The 15,575-nt window shown below is 68.1% G+C and carries 15 protein-coding genes; 9 read left to right on the forward strand and 6 right to left on the reverse strand.

Annotation, left to right across the window (positions count from 1 at the left end; genetic code table 11):
* The first annotated feature begins 2 nt into the window (after window positions 1-2).
* The 3 genes from ACUYM2_RS13200 (at window position 3) to ACUYM2_RS13210 (ending at window position 4,440) form a co-directional block, all read left to right on the forward strand.
* A complete protein-coding gene (locus ACUYM2_RS13200) occupies window positions 3-1,487 on the forward strand; it encodes an RNB domain-containing ribonuclease (RefSeq protein WP_481600464.1) in 1,485 nt (494 codons plus the stop codon).
* Window positions 1,488-1,807: 320 nt separating this feature from the next.
* A complete protein-coding gene (locus tag ACUYM2_RS13205) occupies window positions 1,808-3,550 on the forward strand; it encodes a DEAD/DEAH box helicase (protein WP_481600465.1) in 1,743 nt (580 codons plus the stop codon).
* Window positions 3,551-3,558: 8 nt separating this feature from the next.
* A complete protein-coding gene (locus ACUYM2_RS13210) occupies window positions 3,559-4,440 on the forward strand; it encodes a DNA-methyltransferase (RefSeq protein ID WP_481600466.1) in 882 nt (293 codons plus the stop codon).
* Window positions 4,441-4,507: 67 nt separating this feature from the next.
* Here ACUYM2_RS13210 and ACUYM2_RS13215 read toward each other — a convergent pair whose 3' ends face one another.
* On the reverse strand, window positions 4,508-5,116 hold the full coding sequence (locus ACUYM2_RS13215) for a MarC family protein (protein ID WP_481601495.1): 609 nt from the start codon (window positions 5,114-5,116) through the stop codon (window positions 4,508-4,510).
* Window positions 5,117-5,125: 9 nt separating this feature from the next.
* Window positions 5,126-5,971, reverse strand: a complete 846-nt coding sequence (locus ACUYM2_RS13220; RefSeq protein WP_481600467.1) for a PHP domain-containing protein — start codon at window positions 5,969-5,971, stop codon at window positions 5,126-5,128.
* Between the two features lie 71 nt (window positions 5,972-6,042).
* Here ACUYM2_RS13220 and ACUYM2_RS13225 point away from each other — a divergent pair, with 71 nt between their 5' ends.
* From ACUYM2_RS13225 to ACUYM2_RS13235, 3 genes are all read left to right on the forward strand, one after another.
* Complete coding sequence (locus tag ACUYM2_RS13225) at window positions 6,043-7,626, forward strand: aminopeptidase P family protein (protein WP_481600468.1); 1,584 nt, start codon at window positions 6,043-6,045, stop codon at window positions 7,624-7,626.
* Window positions 7,627-7,844: 218 nt separating this feature from the next.
* Window positions 7,845-8,537: a hypothetical protein gene (locus tag ACUYM2_RS13230; RefSeq protein ID WP_481600469.1), complete on the forward strand. Its 693-nt coding sequence runs from the start codon at window positions 7,845-7,847 to the stop codon at window positions 8,535-8,537.
* Complete coding sequence (locus ACUYM2_RS13235) at window positions 8,537-9,034, forward strand: DUF2975 domain-containing protein (RefSeq protein ID WP_481600470.1); 498 nt, start codon at window positions 8,537-8,539, stop codon at window positions 9,032-9,034. Before ACUYM2_RS13230 ends, ACUYM2_RS13235 begins: the two co-directional genes overlap by 1 nt.
* A 61-nt stretch (window positions 9,035-9,095) precedes the next feature.
* Here the strand turns inward: ACUYM2_RS13235 and ACUYM2_RS13240 are convergent, their stop codons facing one another.
* Window positions 9,096-9,977 (reverse strand): YflT domain-containing protein, encoded by an 882-nt coding sequence (locus ACUYM2_RS13240; protein ID WP_481600471.1) that lies wholly within the window; start codon window positions 9,975-9,977, stop codon window positions 9,096-9,098.
* 77 nt (window positions 9,978-10,054) lie between these two features.
* On the opposite strand from ACUYM2_RS13240, the gene ACUYM2_RS13245 reads away from it, so the two are divergent.
* From ACUYM2_RS13245 to ACUYM2_RS13255, 3 genes are read left to right on the forward strand one after another with little or no spacing between them, the layout of a single operon-like run.
* Window positions 10,055-11,338 carry a magnesium transporter MgtE N-terminal domain-containing protein gene (locus ACUYM2_RS13245; RefSeq protein WP_479781137.1) on the forward strand — a complete coding sequence of 428 codons (1,284 nt, stop codon included), beginning with the start codon at window positions 10,055-10,057 and terminating at the stop codon, window positions 11,336-11,338.
* Window positions 11,319-12,044 carry a DUF1003 domain-containing protein gene (locus ACUYM2_RS13250; RefSeq protein ID WP_481600472.1) on the forward strand — a complete coding sequence of 242 codons (726 nt, stop codon included), beginning with the start codon at window positions 11,319-11,321 and terminating at the stop codon, window positions 12,042-12,044. Before ACUYM2_RS13245 ends, ACUYM2_RS13250 begins: the two co-directional genes overlap by 20 nt.
* 13 nt (window positions 12,045-12,057) lie before the next feature.
* Complete coding sequence (locus ACUYM2_RS13255; RefSeq protein ID WP_481600473.1) at window positions 12,058-13,209, forward strand: Mrp/NBP35 family ATP-binding protein; 1,152 nt, start codon at window positions 12,058-12,060, stop codon at window positions 13,207-13,209.
* Window positions 13,210-13,251: 42 nt separating this feature from the next.
* Here the strand turns inward: ACUYM2_RS13255 and ACUYM2_RS13260 are convergent, their stop codons facing one another.
* The 3 genes from ACUYM2_RS13260 to sigE all read right to left on the reverse strand — a co-directional run bounded on the left by ACUYM2_RS13260 (window position 13,252) and on the right by sigE (window position 15,528).
* Window positions 13,252-13,629, reverse strand: coding sequence for a twin-arginine translocase TatA/TatE family subunit (locus ACUYM2_RS13260; RefSeq protein WP_481600474.1), 378 nt, complete (start codon window positions 13,627-13,629; stop codon window positions 13,252-13,254).
* Window positions 13,630-13,732: 103 nt separating this feature from the next.
* Window positions 13,733-14,749, reverse strand: coding sequence for a hypothetical protein (locus tag ACUYM2_RS13265; RefSeq protein ID WP_481600475.1), 1,017 nt, complete (start codon window positions 14,747-14,749; stop codon window positions 13,733-13,735).
* Window positions 14,750-14,892: 143 nt separating this feature from the next.
* The gene (gene sigE / locus ACUYM2_RS13270) at window positions 14,893-15,528 is read right to left on the reverse strand and encodes an RNA polymerase sigma factor SigE (RefSeq protein WP_481600476.1); all 636 of its coding nucleotides are present in this window, start codon (window positions 15,526-15,528) and stop codon (window positions 14,893-14,895) included.
* Between the last annotated feature and the right edge of the window lie 47 nt (window positions 15,529-15,575).

A 15,575-nucleotide genomic window follows, 5' to 3' on the forward strand; every position in this document is an offset into this window, starting at 1 on the left:
TCGTGTCTCATCATCGCCTGACTCCGAGCGTCCGCCAGCAGAAGAACCAGCTGGCCCAGGCGCTCAATGCACTGCGCACCATCCTGGAACTGCCCGGTCCGTTCCCTGAAGCGGCGCTCCGGGAAGCCGAGGCGGCCGTGGCCGGCCACGAACTGCCCGAGCTGGACCTGACGCACGTGGAGTTCGTGACCATTGACCCGGCGTCCTCAACGGACCTGGACCAGGCCTTGTTCATTGACCGCGCCGGCGACGGCTACAAGGTCTTCTACGCCATCGCCGATGTCCCGTCGTTCGTCCAACCCGGCGGGGCGCTGGACGCCGAGACCCGGCGCCGCGGCCAAACGTTCTACACCCCGGACGGCCGCATCCCGCTGCACCCGGAAGTCATCAGCGAGGCGGCCGGCAGCCTGCTGGCGGGCCAACTCTGCGCGGCCTTTGTCTGGGAGTTCGAACTCGACGACGCCGCCGAGGTGGCCTCCGTACTGGTGCGCCGGGCGCAGGTCCGCAGCCGGGCGAAGCTCAGCTACCACGGCGTGCAGGCCGCACTCGACGGCGGCACCGCGGACCCAGTACTGCAGCTGCTCAAGGAAGTGGGCAGCAAACGGGTGGAACTGGAACGCCTGCGCGGCGGGGCAAGCCTGAACATGCCGGAACAGGAAATCGAGCAACTGCCCGACGGCGGCTACCGGATCGTCGCCGCGCCGCCGCTGCCGGTGGAGGACTGGAACGCCCAGATTTCACTGATGACCGGCATGGCGGCAGCGGAGCTGATGCTGCAGGGCAAGGTCGGCATCCTGCGGACCATGCCCGCTCCGGACGAGAGTTCACTGCGGCACTTCCGGCGCCAGACCGGCGCGCTCGGCAAGCCCTGGGACGGCCAAATCAGCTACGGCGAATACCTGCGCACCCTGGACCCTACCGACCCGCGACAGCTTGCCATCGTGCACTCGGCCGGGATGCTTTTCCGCGGCGCCGGCTACACCCACTTCGACGGCGCCGTCCCGGAGGACGCCATCCAGTCCGCCATCGGCGCGGCCTATGCCCACTCCACCGCCCCGCTGCGGCGCCTGATCGACCGCTTCGTCCTGGTCATCTGCGAGGCCCTGTCCAACGGCGCCGAAGTTCCGGGCTGGGCCCGCGAAGCGCTCCCCTCGCTGCCGGCCATCATGGCGGCCTCGGACCAACTGGCCGCCAAGCTGGAGCGGCTGTCGCTGGACACCGTGGAAGCGGCCCTGCTGAGCAACCACATCGGGCAGGAATTCGACGCCGTCGTCATCTCCGGCTCAAAGCCGGCGAAGAACGGCAGCACGAACGGCAACGGGAAGGGCAACGGTAACGGGAACGGCCCCTCGGGAATCGTGCAGATCGCCGAGCCCGCCGTAACGGCGCGGTGCCCCGGCGAACTGGAATCCGGCACCCAGGTCCGGGTGCGGGTCATATCCTCGGACATCGTGACGCGGGAAGTCCGGCTCGAACTCGTGGGCTGATGTCACGCCCCAGTTTGCACCCCGAAGCCACGCCGCTGCCGCGCCACACCGCCGGCCCCGGTCGAGGTTCCGAACGGCGAACAGCTAGACTGGAAGGGTAGTAATGGATGCCCGGTCGTTGATTTCCATGTTTTTCGAATTCAACAAGCCCGCCCCTACGCGATCTTGAGACACACCCGCTGGTCCCAGTGCCAGCATTTAGATAGCCCGCGATCGGCTTCCACTGGACTTGCTTGCGCCTCTTGAGCGTGCTCCGGAACGGCCCTGCGCCGGACCCGTTGAGCATGCAGCGCAGCCCAAATGAATAAGGAAACTCCCCTGTGAGTGAATTGCACACGCACCAGCTTCTGACCGACGAATCCGGCACGGAAACGATCGAGCCGGAAGAAACCATCATCTCGGACGAAACTCCGCATGAAATCGCGGAAAAGTCGTTCGCCGACTACAACGTCCGCGCCGACATCGTTGAATCCCTTGCCGACGCCGGCATCACCCACCCGTTCCCGATCCAGGCTATGACGCTGCCGGTTGCCCTGGGCGGCCACGACATCATCGGCCAGGCCAAGACCGGCACCGGCAAGACCCTTGGCTTCGGCATTCCGGCCCTGCAGCGCGTCATCGGACGCGACGACGCGGGCTTCGCAGACCTCCCGGCCCCCGGCGCACCGCAGGCCCTCGTCATCGTGCCGACCCGTGAACTCGCGGTCCAGGTCGCCGGCGACCTGCAGAACGCGGCCCGCAAGCGCAACGCCCGCATCACCACGATTTACGGCGGCCGCGCGTACGAGCCACAGGTGGAGTCGCTGCAGCAGGGCGTCGAAATCGTTGTTGGCACCCCCGGCCGCCTGATCGACCTTTACAAGCAGAAGCACCTGGTCCTGAAGAACGTCAAGATGGTCATCCTCGACGAGGCCGACGAGATGCTGGACCTCGGTTTCCTGCCGGACGTCGAGACCCTCATCGCCGGCACCCCGGCTGTGCGCCAGACGCTGCTGTTCTCCGCCACCATGCCCGGCCCGGTCGTCGCGATGGCGCGCCGCTACATGACCAAGCCCACCCATATCCGCGCCGCGGATCCCGAGGATGAGGGCCTCACCAAGCGCGACATCCGCCAGCTGATCTACCGTGCCCACAGCATGGACAAGATCGAGGTGGTGGCCCGCATCCTGCAGGCTCGCGGACGCGGCCGGACCATCATCTTCACGAAGACCAAGCGCACCGCCGCCAAGGTCGCCGAGGAACTCGTGGACCGCGGCTTTGCTGCGGCCGCCATCCATGGCGACCTCGGCCAGGGTGCCCGCGAGCAGGCGCTGCGCGCCTTCCGTAACAACAAGGTCGACGTCCTCGTCGCCACCGACGTCGCCGCGCGCGGCATCGACGTCGACGACGTCACCCACGTGATCAACTACCAGTGCGTCGAAGACGAGAAGATCTACCTGCACCGCGTCGGCCGCACCGGCCGTGCGGGGAACAAGGGCACCGCCGTGACCTTCGTCGACTGGGACGACATGCCGCGCTGGGGCCTGATCAACAAGGCCCTGGGCCTGAGCGTGCCCGAACCGGTTGAGACCTACTCGTCCTCGCCGCACCTGTTCGAGGAACTGGACATCCCCGAGGGCACCAAGGGCCGCCTCCCCCGCGACAAGCGGGTGCTCGCCGGCGTCGACGCCGAAGTCCTCGAGGACCTCGGCGAGACCGGCAAGAAGAACGCCCGTCCCAGCGCACGGGACGGTGCCCGGGACGGCGCCAGGAGCAGCGGACGCGACTCCGGCCGCTCCGGCTCCCGTGAAGGAGGACGCGAAGGCGGACGCTCCGGCTCCCGTGAAGGAGGACGCGAAGGCGGCCGCGAGAGCGGACGTTCCAGTGAGCGCCGTCGTCGTTCGCCCGAGAAGGAAACCGTAACCGGCCCCGCCGAGGCAGCCGCCCCGGCAACGGCGAGCGCTCCGACCGAGGTGGACCGCGCCACCCGCGCGCGCCGCCGGACCCGCACCCGCCGCCGCGACGGCGAAGTGGTGGCCGGCGAGGCTCAGGGCGGCGCTCCGGCACGCAGCGCCGAGGCCTAATCCCCTTCATGGCTGACACCGTCTGGGCGCCGGACGGCAGCAACCTGGTGGTTCACGCGGACAACGCGGAATTCCTCCCGACGCTGCCGGACGGCGCCTTCACACTCATTTATGTGGATCCGCCCTTCAACACCGGCCGGGTCCAGCGGCGCCAGGAAACCAGGATGGTGCTCAACACCGGCGGCGAGGGCGACCGGGTCGGCTTCAAGGGCCGTTCGTACGACACGATCAAGGGCGCGCTGCACAGCTACGACGACGCCTTCAGCGACTACTGGTCCTTCTTGGAGCCGCGCTTGGTCGAGGCCTGGCGGCTGCTCGCCGACGACGGTACCCTGTACCTGCACCTGGACTACCGGGAAGTGCACTACGCCAAGGTCATGCTCGACGCGATCTTCGGCCGCGAGTGCTTCCTCAACGAGATTATCTGGGCGTACGACTACGGAGCCCGGGCCAAGTTCCGCTGGCCGACCAAACACGACAACATCCTCGTGTACGTCAAGAACCCGGCGAAATACCACTTCGACAGCGCCGAGGTGGACCGGGAACCGTATATGGCCCCGGGGCTGGTCACGCCGGCCAAGCGCGAGCTCGGCAAACTGCCCACGGACGTCTGGTGGCACACCATCGTCTCGCCGACCGGCAAGGAGAAGACCGGCTACCCGACGCAGAAACCGGAGGGCCTGATCCGGCGGGTGGTCGCGGCGTCGAGCCGGCCTGGCGACTGGTGCCTGGACTTCTTCGCCGGTTCCGGCACGCTCGGCGCCGTGGCCGCGAAGCTAGACCGGAAATTCGTCTGCGTGGACCAGAACCAGGCCGCCGTCGACGTGATGGCCAAACGCCTCGCCGCGCACGCGCACTTCACCGCACTGCCCGGTTCAGAACCCAACTAGCTCGCACCAGTTGTCGTTTTGACGCGCTTCGGAACGACAACTAGTGCGAGTCAGTTGGGCGGCGCGGTCAGCTCCAGCTCTTGATGAACGCGTGCACGGCGTCGGCGATCATCTGCACAGCAATCGCGGACAGCAGCAGGCCGGCGATCCGGGTGACCAGTTCGACGCCGTTCTCGCCCAGGGCGCGCTGCACGACACCGGCGAAGCGCATCGCCAGGTAGAGGGAGGCCAGCGTGACGGCAATCCCCAGCCCGACGGCGAGGTATTGCGCCATGCTGCCGGAGCGCTGGACGAACACCATGACTGCGACGATCGCGCCCGGGCCCGCCATCAGCGGGGTCCCGAGCGGCACGAAGGCGACGTTCTTGTACTTCGCCGCGTTCTCCTCGCCGCCGGTAGAGCCGGTGAGCAGCTGCAACGCGATCAGCACGAGCAGCAGGCCGCCGGCCCCCTGCAGCGCGGCGAGCGAGATGTGCATGTAGTTCAGGATGGACTGCCCGAAAATCGCGAAGGTCACGATGACGCCGGTGGCGACAAGCAGCGCCTGCAGCGCGGACAGGTTGCGGTCCCTGGCGTCCATCTGTGCCGTCAGCGACATGAAGATCGGCACCGTCCCGGGCGGATCCATGATCACAAACAGCGTGACGATCACGGAGGCCAGGAGCTGAAGGTCGATCCACTCCATTCAGCGCACCACGGACGTTCCGGTACCCAGTTCCTCGATCCGCGCAAAGACCTCGGGGGCGGTCAGATTCTCACCCAGCAGGTTCGGTTTGCCGGTCCCGTGGTAATCAGAGGAACCGGTCACCAGCAGGCCGTGCCGTTCGGCAAGCCGGCGCAGGAAGGCACGGCCCTCCTCCGGGTTGTCCCGGTGGTCGATTTCCAGCCCGGCCAGCCCGGCGTCGATCATCTCCCGGTAGGTGCGGTCCCCCACGATCCGTCCGCGGGAGGACGCCACGGGGTGCGCGAACACGGGCACCCCGCCGGCGTCGCGGACCAGTTCGACGGCGTAGGCGGGCTCCGGCGCGTAGTGCTGCACCCAGTACCGGGAGTGCGAGGTCAGGATCGATTCGAACGCTTCGCTGCGGTCCTCGACCACACCTGCGGCCACGAGGGCGTCGGCGATGTGCGGCCGGCCCAGCGTGGCGCCCGGCGCGACGTGGTGGATGACGTCGTCCCAGGTCAGTGGATAGTCCTCGGCGAGCAGGCTGACCATCCGCTCGGCCCGCGTGAAGCGGGCGTCTTTGGCCTTGGTGATTTCCTCCAGCAGCCCGGCGTGGGCCGGGTCGTGGAGGTAGCTGAGCAGGTGGACGCTGATGCCCTCGCTGGTGCGGCAGGAGATCTCCATGCCGGGGACCAGGGCGACGCCGAGTTCCCGCGCTGCGGCGGCGGCCTCCGCCCAGCCATCGGTGGAGTCATGGTCGGTCAGGGCGACGACGTCGAGCCCGGCGCCCGCAGCGGACGCCATCACCTCCGCGGGCGCTTGGGTGCCGTCGGAAACATTCGAGTGGGCATGCAGGTCTATCCTCACCTCCCCAGCCTAGTAGATCTGCCGCCGCGGCTTGTTGGCCTAAGCCGCGGCGCTGGTGAGACGATGGGACGGTGAACGATGCAGATAACACCCAAGTCTCCGCTTCCCAGCCCCTCGACGAGCGCGTCAACAACCGCTCGCAGCGGCCCAGCTCCGATGCCTTCAAGGCCTTCATGGCCAGCAACTGGGCCCCGTCCCGGCAGCAGCTGCCCGAACTGGACGCCGTCGCCGGCCACGCCGCCGCCCGCCGCCGGGCCATCTCAGAGTTGTTCAAAGGTGAACGCCTGGTCATCCCCGCGGGTCCGCTGAAGGTCCGGTCCAACGACTGCGACTACCGCTTCCGCCCGCACTCGGGCTTCGCGCACCTCACCGGCCTGGGCCTGGACCACGAGCCGGACGCCGTGCTGATCCTGGAGCCGGCCGAGGAGGGCAAAGGCGACGACGGCGGCCACCACCACGCAACCCTGTACTTCCGTCCGCTGGCCGGCCGCGACACCGAGCAGTTCTACGCCGATTCCCGCGCCGGAGAGTTCTGGATCGGCGCGCGCCCCACGCTCGCCGAGTTCCAGGCCAAGCTCGGCCTGGAAACCGCCGACCTGAGCGAACTTGAGCTTGCCATCACCAAGAACGTGGGCGCCCCGGAAATCGGCGGCATCTCCATCCGGCTCGTGCGCAAGGTGGACGAGAACATTGATGCGCTCGTGGACACCGCCCGCTACAACACCGCCAAGGACCCGGAGAACCTGGACCTTGGTGTGCTGGATGCCCTCGACGAAAAGCTCAGCGAGGCCCTCTCCGAGCTGCGCCTGATCAAGGACGAGTGGGAAGTCGAGCAGATGAAGACGGCCGTGGCCGCCACGGTGGAGGGCTTCACCGAGGTGGTCAAGGCCCTGCCGCGGGCCCTCACCCACCGCCGCGGCGAGCGCGTGGTCGAGGGCGCATTCTTCGCCCGGGCCCGCGAGGAGGGCAACGAACTCGGCTACGACACCATTGCCGCTTCCGGCAACAACGCCACCGTCCTGCACTGGACCCGCAACACCGGCAAGGTCAACGCCGGCGAGCTGCTGCTGCTGGACGCCGGCGTCGAGGCCGACTCCCTGTACACCGCGGACGTCACCCGCACCCTGCCTGCCAACGGCACCTTCTCCGAGATCCAGCGCAAGGTCTACGAGGCTGTGCTCGACGCCGCCGACGCCGGCTTTGCCGCCGCGCAGCCCGGCACCAAGTTCCGCGACATCCACACCGCGGCCACCACCGTCCTGGCCGAGCGCCTCGCCGCATGGGGTTTGCTGCCGGTCTCCGTCGAGGAAGCCATCAGCACCGAGGGCCAGCAGCACCGGCGCTGGATGCCGCACGGCACCAGCCACCACCTGGGACTGGACGTGCACGACTGTGCCCAGGCCAAGCGCGAGCTGTACCTGGACGGAATCCTGGCGCCGGGCATGGTCTTCACGATCGAACCCGGGCTGTACTTCAAGGAGGAAGACCTCGGCATCCCGGCGGAATACCGCGGGATCGGCGTCCGGATCGAGGACGACATCCTGATGACGGCCGACGGCCCGGTCAACCTGAGTGCCGCGCTGCCCCGCAAGGCCGACGACGTCGAGTCCTGGATGGCGGGCATTTACCAGGAAATCGAAGCCCAGCTCCCCTAGCAAAAGGGGACGAAGAAAGGGCGGGCTGCCGGAGTGATCCGGCGGCCCTCCCTTTCTTCTTGGGGCCAACCCTGCTGGCACGAACCATGGCGTCTGGGCTGAAGCTAACCGCTCATCGTCCTCATCTGTGCGGCACTCGGCCCGTCGCCCCCTTCGTTGCGGTCTCCTAGGGACCTCACTTCCACCCTGCGCCATAGACTGCGGGCGAATCCGGTGAAATGCTGGCGGAACCGGACGATGACTGCACGCCAGGGGGCAGCAAAATGTGGGGAATGGGATTGAAGCGGCGGATCGCCCGGCCGCAGGGCATGCGTATCACCGTCGAAGACCATGTGCAGAACATTAAGATGCTGCTCTTCATCCGGCAGGCGTGGTCCATCGCTCGGGACATAGCCATTCCGGAACTGAGCCCTACGCCGGACACCGGAACTTCGCGGATTCCGAATGAGCCGGGCCGCGAAGTCTGGGAAAAACGGTGGAAGCACGAATGGGACCGCAGTTGGGCCTGGTTTGATTCCAGGGAAACCCAGATTTCGCCGACCTCGCAGGACGGATTGCGGGAGATCCCAGCCCCCGGGCAAGGCTTCCATCGAGTAGTTCCGCCCTTTTGGCCTGCCCAGTACGGCGAGGCGGGCTTTGATCTCATGGCATTCAATGCCTGGGACGTACTGTCCCATCCGGCCTTTCCCTCGTACGCGGAAAGAGACAGCACCCCGGCGCTTATTGCTGCATGGAAGGAAGGTCTGACAACGGTCATAGGGCTTCCCCTTAAGGGATACTTCGCGCATCGTCTCAATGACAGCCATCTGGTGGTCTCCCATCAGACAAGAAAAGACCCCGAGTCTTACAGCTTGGCACTCAACTCCTGGCGCAGAGATTCCGGCAGCCAAGACGTGGTGGGAGCAAAGTGATGAGTCGTAAAACCTCGTTCGCGCTAGGTGCCGCGCTTCTCATCTTCCTGCTCTCGTCCCTCTTTGTGCAGGTATGTGCCTTGCCCGCAGCGGTAGAGAGGGTGGTTTCGCTTTTCCGCGAGGTCAGGGCTCTCACCGTTCCGGCCATCGTATGGGGAGTCTGCGCGGTCGCCTGCTGGCAAGCCATTGCCGTCATCGGATTGCAGCTAGTCCGTCGTGCCCATGGCCACCGGGACGACTCGATTCCCTATGCGTGGTTACGCGCGACGGCGGGTTGCCTGCTCGCATTCATCGTGCTGGTCGCGTCAGCCTTCATCGCACTGAACGGGATGGGGTACACGCCCCCAGGCGTGATGCTCGCACTCATCGCCGGAGGCCTCATCGGTTTGACCGCGCTCGGATCGCTGGTGCTTCTCCTTGGAAATGAAGGTTCCGTCCGGAGAGCGGACGGAACCTTCATTATTGGGAGACACACAGGCCTCGATTGCAACCGGTAGGCGAGAGGGACCGCATAGTTGCTGTTGTCTTGCCGCGGCTCGCGCCGGCGTTCAGCAGCTCCTAGCGCTGTCCGCCGCGCTGTTCGTCCTGCTGAGTTGCCCCGTGCTGCGCCGGCCCCTGCTGTGGGTGCGGGGCGGTGTCGGTGACCCGGACACCGTACTGCGGGCGGCCGTCGGGCAGGTCCGGGTAACTGACACCGGAGGGACGGACCGGCTCCGGTTCCGGTGCGGCGGCCCCGTCGGCGGCCGGCTGCTGGCCGGCGTCGGAGGTCCGCTGGCCGTACGGGTCGCTCCAACCCGCCGGGCGCTGCGGCATCTGGCCTTGTTCCGGCTGGCCGGGCTGGCCGGGCTGCTGCGGGCCGGGCTGCTGGGAACCCTGCTGGAAGGGCTGGTGCTGGTGGTCGTGCTGCTGGTAGCCCGGGGCGGAGGCATCGTGCTGGGTCATCGGCAGCTGGTGCAGCAGGCGCCGGGCCTCATGGGCGGCTTCGAAGCCCACCACTACGTCGTAGTTCGTAGCCACCACCTGGCTGGTGGAGGTGAAGTCACGCTTGCCGCGCTGCATGGCGTAGGTGACGATGCCGAACAGCATGAAGAACGCCGCACCCATCAGCACGGAGGTCACAATCGAGAAGTAACCGCCGGACTCGGAGAAAAAGGAGAGCATAACGCCCACGAACAGGCCGAACCACATGCCGCTCAGCGCGCCGGAGAGCGCCACGCGGGGGTAGGTTAGCCGGCCGGTGACACGCTCCACCATCTTGAGGTCGTTGCCGACGATCGAGACCAGCTGCACGGGAAACTGCTGATCCGCCAGGTAGTCCACCGCCTTCTGGGCGTCCAGGTAGGAGTTGTAGGAACCGACGGTCTCTCCCTTGGGGACAGCGCGGGACTCGTCCGCCCCGCCGGGAGCGCCGGCCTTTGGACCACCAAAAATGTTTGACATACGCCCATTCTCGCCCATCCAGCTGGGCGGCGGCTGCAAATTCAGCTAAAAGAGAGCAGACTCGGTAGCCTGTAGGGGTGAGCACAACTCTTTCGCGGGTATTTGTCGCGCGCCTCCTCGGACTGGACGTCTTCGACCCCCTGGGCGACCGTCTGGGCCGGCTGCGCGACGTGGTGGTGCTCTCCCGCGGCAACCGGGGCGCCCCGCACGTGGTCGGCATCGTCGTCGAGGTCCCCGGCAAGAAGCGGGTGTTCGTGCCGATGACCCGCATCACCTCTATCGACCAGACCCAGGTCATCTGCACCGGGCTGGTGAACCTGCGCCGCTTCGAACAGCGCGGCGCGGAAATGCTCGTGGTCGCCGAGATGTTCGACCGCCGCGTGACCCTCGCCGACGGCAGCGGGGACGCCACCATCGAGGACATCGCGATGGACCGGCACCGCTCCGGCGACTGGTTCGTCAGCAAGCTCTTCGTCCGCCGCGGCCACTCGCTCTCGCCCCTGAGCCGGCTGCGCCGCAACGAGACCATGATCATCGACTGGGCCGATGCCCAGCAGGGCGCCCGCACGGAGCCCCAGGCCGCCACCGCTTTCGTCGCCACGCACGAGGACCTCAAGCCGGCCGACTTTGCCGAGGCGCTGCAGGAGATGAGCGACAAGCGCCGCTTCGAGGTGGCCAGCGAACTCCAGGACGAACGCCTCGCCGACGTGCTGCAGGAAATGCCGGAGGGCGACCAGGTGGAAATCCTCTCCGCCCTCGACGTCGAGCGCGCCGCCGACGTGCTGGAGGAAATGGACCCCGACGACGCCGCGGACCTCCTCGCTGAACTGCCCAGCGCGCAGGCCGAGGAACTGCTGCAGCTGATGGAACCCGAAGGCGCCGAGGATGTGCGCCGCCTGCTCGAATACGACGAGGACACCGCCGGCGGCCTGATGACCCCTGTCCCGGTCATCCTGCCCCCGGAAGCGACCGTCGCCGAGGCCCTCGCCCACGTCCGGCGCGAGGAGCTCTCCCCTGCGCTGGCCTCCTCGATCTTCATCGCCCGGCCGCCGCTGGAGACGCCGACGGGCCGCTTCCTCGGCGTCGTGCACATCCAGCAACTGCTGCGCTACCCGCCGCCGGAACCGCTGGGCAACCTCGTGGACAAGAACCTCGAACCGGTCTCGGACCAGGCCCACATCAGCGAAGTCGCGCGCGCCCTCGCCACCTACAACCTCAACTCACTCCCCGTGGTCAACGACGACGGCCGGCTCGTCGGGGCGGTGACTGTTGATGACGTGCTTGATCATCTGTTGCCCGATGACTGGCGCGCCCACGAGGACGACGCCCCGATAAGGAAGCTTGGAGGCCGCATTGGCTGATATCAGCACGCAACGGAACTCCAACGTCCGCCCGGGAGCACGAACCACCGGCAGCCTCGACACCCCGCTGAGCGGCCGGCAGCGGATCCTGCCGAAGTTCTCCCCCAACCCGGATGCCTTCGGCCACGCCACGGAAGGCTTTGCCCGCTTTATGGGCACGCCACAGTTCCTTGTGTACATGACGGTGTTCGTGGTCGTCTGGCTGGGATGGAACACCTTCGCTCCGCTGGAGTGGCAGTTCGACTCGCGGGCCCTCGGCTACACGCTGCTGACCCTGATGCTGTCGCTGCAGGCTTCCTACGCCGCCCCGCTGCTGCTGCTGGCGCAGAACCGGCAGGACGACCGGGACCGCGTCTCGCTGCAGCAGGACCGCCAGCGCGCCGAACGGAACCTCTCCGACACCGAGTACCTGACCCGGGAGCTGGCCTCGCTGCGCATCGCCCTGCGCGAGGTCGCCACCCGCGACTACGTCCGGGCCGAGCTGCGCAGCCTGCTCGAGGACATGCTGGAGGCACAGGAGGAACTACGCAGCCACGACTCGTCCGCCAGCGTCCACGAGTCCCCGCGCGAGAAGGTCAGGGAAAAACTCAAGGAACGCCGCGACAAGCAGCGCAGCCCCCGCACCCAGCAGATCCCCCGCGTCCGGACCGAGGGCAGGCCGGACAACCCGGAACCGTCCGCCCCACGCCCCCTCCCCGAAAGCTGAGCCACACCCCGCAATGAGCATCCCGCACGGATCAGCCCCGGCCGCCGCCCTGGAACAGGCCGTGCACGCGGCACTTGCCACCGTCATCGACCCGGAACTGCGCCGCCCCATCACCGAGCTCGGCATGGTTGAGGCGGTGAACGTCTCCGACGACGGCCGGGCATCGATCACCGTGCTGCTGACCATCGCGGGCTGCCCGCTGCGCGGCACCATCACCGCGGACTGCGAGGCGGCGCTGGCCGCCGTGCCGGGCGTCACTGCCGTCGACGTCGAACTCAAGGTCATGCGCCAAGACCAGCGCGATGCGCTCAAGGAGCGGCTGCGCGGCCCCGGCGGTGCGCGCGGCATCCCGTTCAATGCCCCGGGCTCCCTGACCAAGGTGTATGCCGTGGCGAGCGGCAAGGGCGGGGTGGGAAAGTCATCGGTCACCGTGAACCTGGCCTGCGCCCTCGCGGCGCAGGGGCTTCGGGTGGGCATCGTCGACGCCGACGTGTACGGCTTCTCGGTCCCTGCGCTGATGGGCATCCGCCAGGCACCCACCCAGGTGGACGACATGATCCTGCCGCCGGTGGCCTACGGGGTCAAAGTCATCTCCATCGGCATGTTCGTCACGGGCAACCAGCCGGTGGCCTGGCGCGGGCCGATGCTGCACCGCGCCCTGGAGCAGTTCCTCACCGATGTCTACTTCGGCGACCTGGACGCCCTCTTCCTGGATTTGCCGCCCGGCACTGGCGACATCGCCATCTCCGTGGCCCAACTGCTGCCCAAGGCGCAGATCCTGGTGGTCACCACTCCGCAGGCCGCGGCCGCTGACGTGGCCGAGCGGGCCGGGGCGATCGCGGTCCAGACCGGGCAGTCCGTGGCCGGCGTGGTGGAAAACATGTCGTATCTGGAAATGCCCGACGGCGGCCGGATGGATCTGTTCGGCAGCGGCGGTGGCGCCGTGCTCGCCGAGCGGCTCACCGCTACGGTCGGCGCCGAGGTACCGCTGCTGGGCCAGATCCCGCTGGACATCCTGCTTCGCGAAGGCGGGGACAGCGGGGTCCCGCTGGTGCTGGGTCGCCCCGAAACGCCGGCTGCGCTGGCCTTGGCGGGCATTGCCGGCAAACTGGCTTCCAGCCCCCGCGGGCTCAAAGGCATGCCGCTGGGCCTCCAGCCCCGCTGACGCGCGCCGGACCCGCTCCTGCCGGGGTTTCCCGCTTAGGGCTTAGGTGGCCTCGGAGTCGAACGGCGCGGCCTCGCCCTCGGGCAGCCGCTCGACGACCCGCGGGGGCCGGCGCTCCTCGGCGGTGGCCACCGCCGCGGGTGCACCGGCGCTCATGGGCTTGGTGTCGTCCTCCAGCAGCGCTTCCTTGATGATCCGCCGGGGGTCGTACTGCCGGGGATCGTATTTCTTCCAGTCCACATCGTCGATGTCGATGCCGACTTCTTCCTTGATCTGCTCCCGGGCGCCGGATGCCATCCGTCGGACTTCCTTGACGATGTTGGCCAGCTTCTGGGTGTATTCGGGCAGTCTGCTGGGACCGATCACCAAGAGTCCGATGATCAGCAGAAGTATGAACTCCGGTCCGTTGATTCCAAGCACTCTAGGAAGATTACCCTCTCACTCCGGTGCGCGACGATTCGGCCGAGACCCCGCTGCGGCCCGGTCGGCGGGCCCCGCCAAGCGGCGATGCGGGCGCTCCGCATCATCGGGCGAGCATCTCCACCATGCGCTCCAAGCCGCGCTCCAGCCGGGCAGGGACCGCCTCGGAGGCCGGCACCGCCGGAACCGTGGCGGGACGTGCGTGCACCAAGGCGCCCACGCCGTCGTCGGCCTGTTCTGCCGGGAGTTCGGAGATATACGTGAAGGTGGCTGCGGAGGTCCGGTAGATGGCCCGGAAGGGGTCCTGCCGGTTGACCCAGAGCTGCCCGGCCGGCAGGGCGGGGGCGTCCGCCGCGGACGGGCCCAGCGGTGCGGCGACGAAGCCGTCCTCGGTGGCCGGGTGCCCGGTCAGCACGTTCACCGGCGGCGCAGTAGCCGGCTGGCCCGCACCGGGCCGGGCGTCCGCCGTGCCGGAGGGGTCCGCGGTGCCCGGGTGGTCGGCGGTGCCGCCGGAATGCTGTTCCAGGACAGTGGCGAAGTGCCGGCCGTCGGTGAGGCGAAGCTCCAGGACCTCCGAGCCGTCAGCCACGCCGCCACGGGCCCAGACGAGGTGGTAGCCCAGCTCCCGCAGTTCCGGGCACGCCCAGCCCCGGGCACGCAGTTGAGCGAGCTGCCCGGCGTTCAGTGACCCGGCGGGCGCGACGTCGGGTCCGCTGCTGAGCTTCCATGCGGCGCCCGCGACGCTCTCGGCGGAAAGCGCCGGCCCGGCGTCGCTCCGGGCGGCGAACGCCGAGGTGAACGCTTCATCGGCGGGGAGGGCCGTTTCGCCGCCCATCAGGTAGGCGGCGCCGCCCATCAGGACCCCGCCGGCAGCCAGAGCGCCGGCGATCCGTGCGGAGAGCCGTAAAGGCCTCCCCCGGTGCGGCTCGCGCTGCTGCCGGGTCCCCGGGGGCCGCGGATGCGCGGGAGCACCCTCTGCAGCAGCGTCCTGTTGTCCGGCGGCCAGCGCGCCGGTGCGGGCCAGCAGGCGGGCGGTCAGGTCCTCGCTGGCGGCGGGCACAGCGGCACCACGGAGCCGTTCGAGGTATTGGCGTTCGCGCTGCTGCCGTTCACGGCACACAGCGCACCGCTCAAGGTGTTTCCGTTGCCGGTGCTGCGCCCTGCCGGCCGGTTGCGCACCGAGCCGGGTGCGCCGCAGCCTGCGGCCGAAGTATTCGCACGCAAGGCCACCCAGGAAATGTCTCAGCCGACCCATTGCCCGGTTCAGAGGAGGCCGGCGATGCGCGGCATCTTGATCCGCGGCTTCAGGGACTGCTTCGCGGCCGGCTGCGGCCTGGGGTCGCGGTGGGCGAGCTTCTCGCGGAGCATGGTCCGTCCACGGTGGATACGGGACCTGACGGTGCCGAGTTTGACGTCCAGCGCCACGGCGACCTCGTCGTAGGACAAGCCTTCCAGATCGCACAACACCACGGCGGCGCGGAAATCCGGCGGCAACTCCTCCAGGGCGGCCTGCACATCCAGGTCCAGGTTGTTGAATTCAAAGCTTTGTTCCGGGCCGGGCTCGCGGCCAGGGATGCGGGATTCGGCGTCTTCGGCCAGCGCGTCGAAGCGGATCCGGCTCTTGCGCCGTGCCTGGTCCAGGAAGAGGTTGGTCGTGATGCGGTGCAGCCAGCCGTCAAGGGTGCCGGGCTTGAAGTTCTCCAGCGACCGGAAGACGCGGACGAAGACTTCCTGGGTGAGGTCCTCGGCGTCGTATTTGTTGCCCGTGAGCCGGTACGCCAGGCGGTAAACCTTGGCGGAGTGGTTGGTCACTACCTCTTCCCACGTCGGCCTGACCCACTCGGCCTCGGCCGTGGGCTGGGACTCATCAGTTACAGGGACAGCTGCCAGAACCGACATTGTCCACTCCCCTCGCGGATGGTGCTTACGCCTGGATGGGACTTGCT

The sequence above is a fragment of the Arthrobacter sp. SD1074B genome (assembly GCF_056780195.1).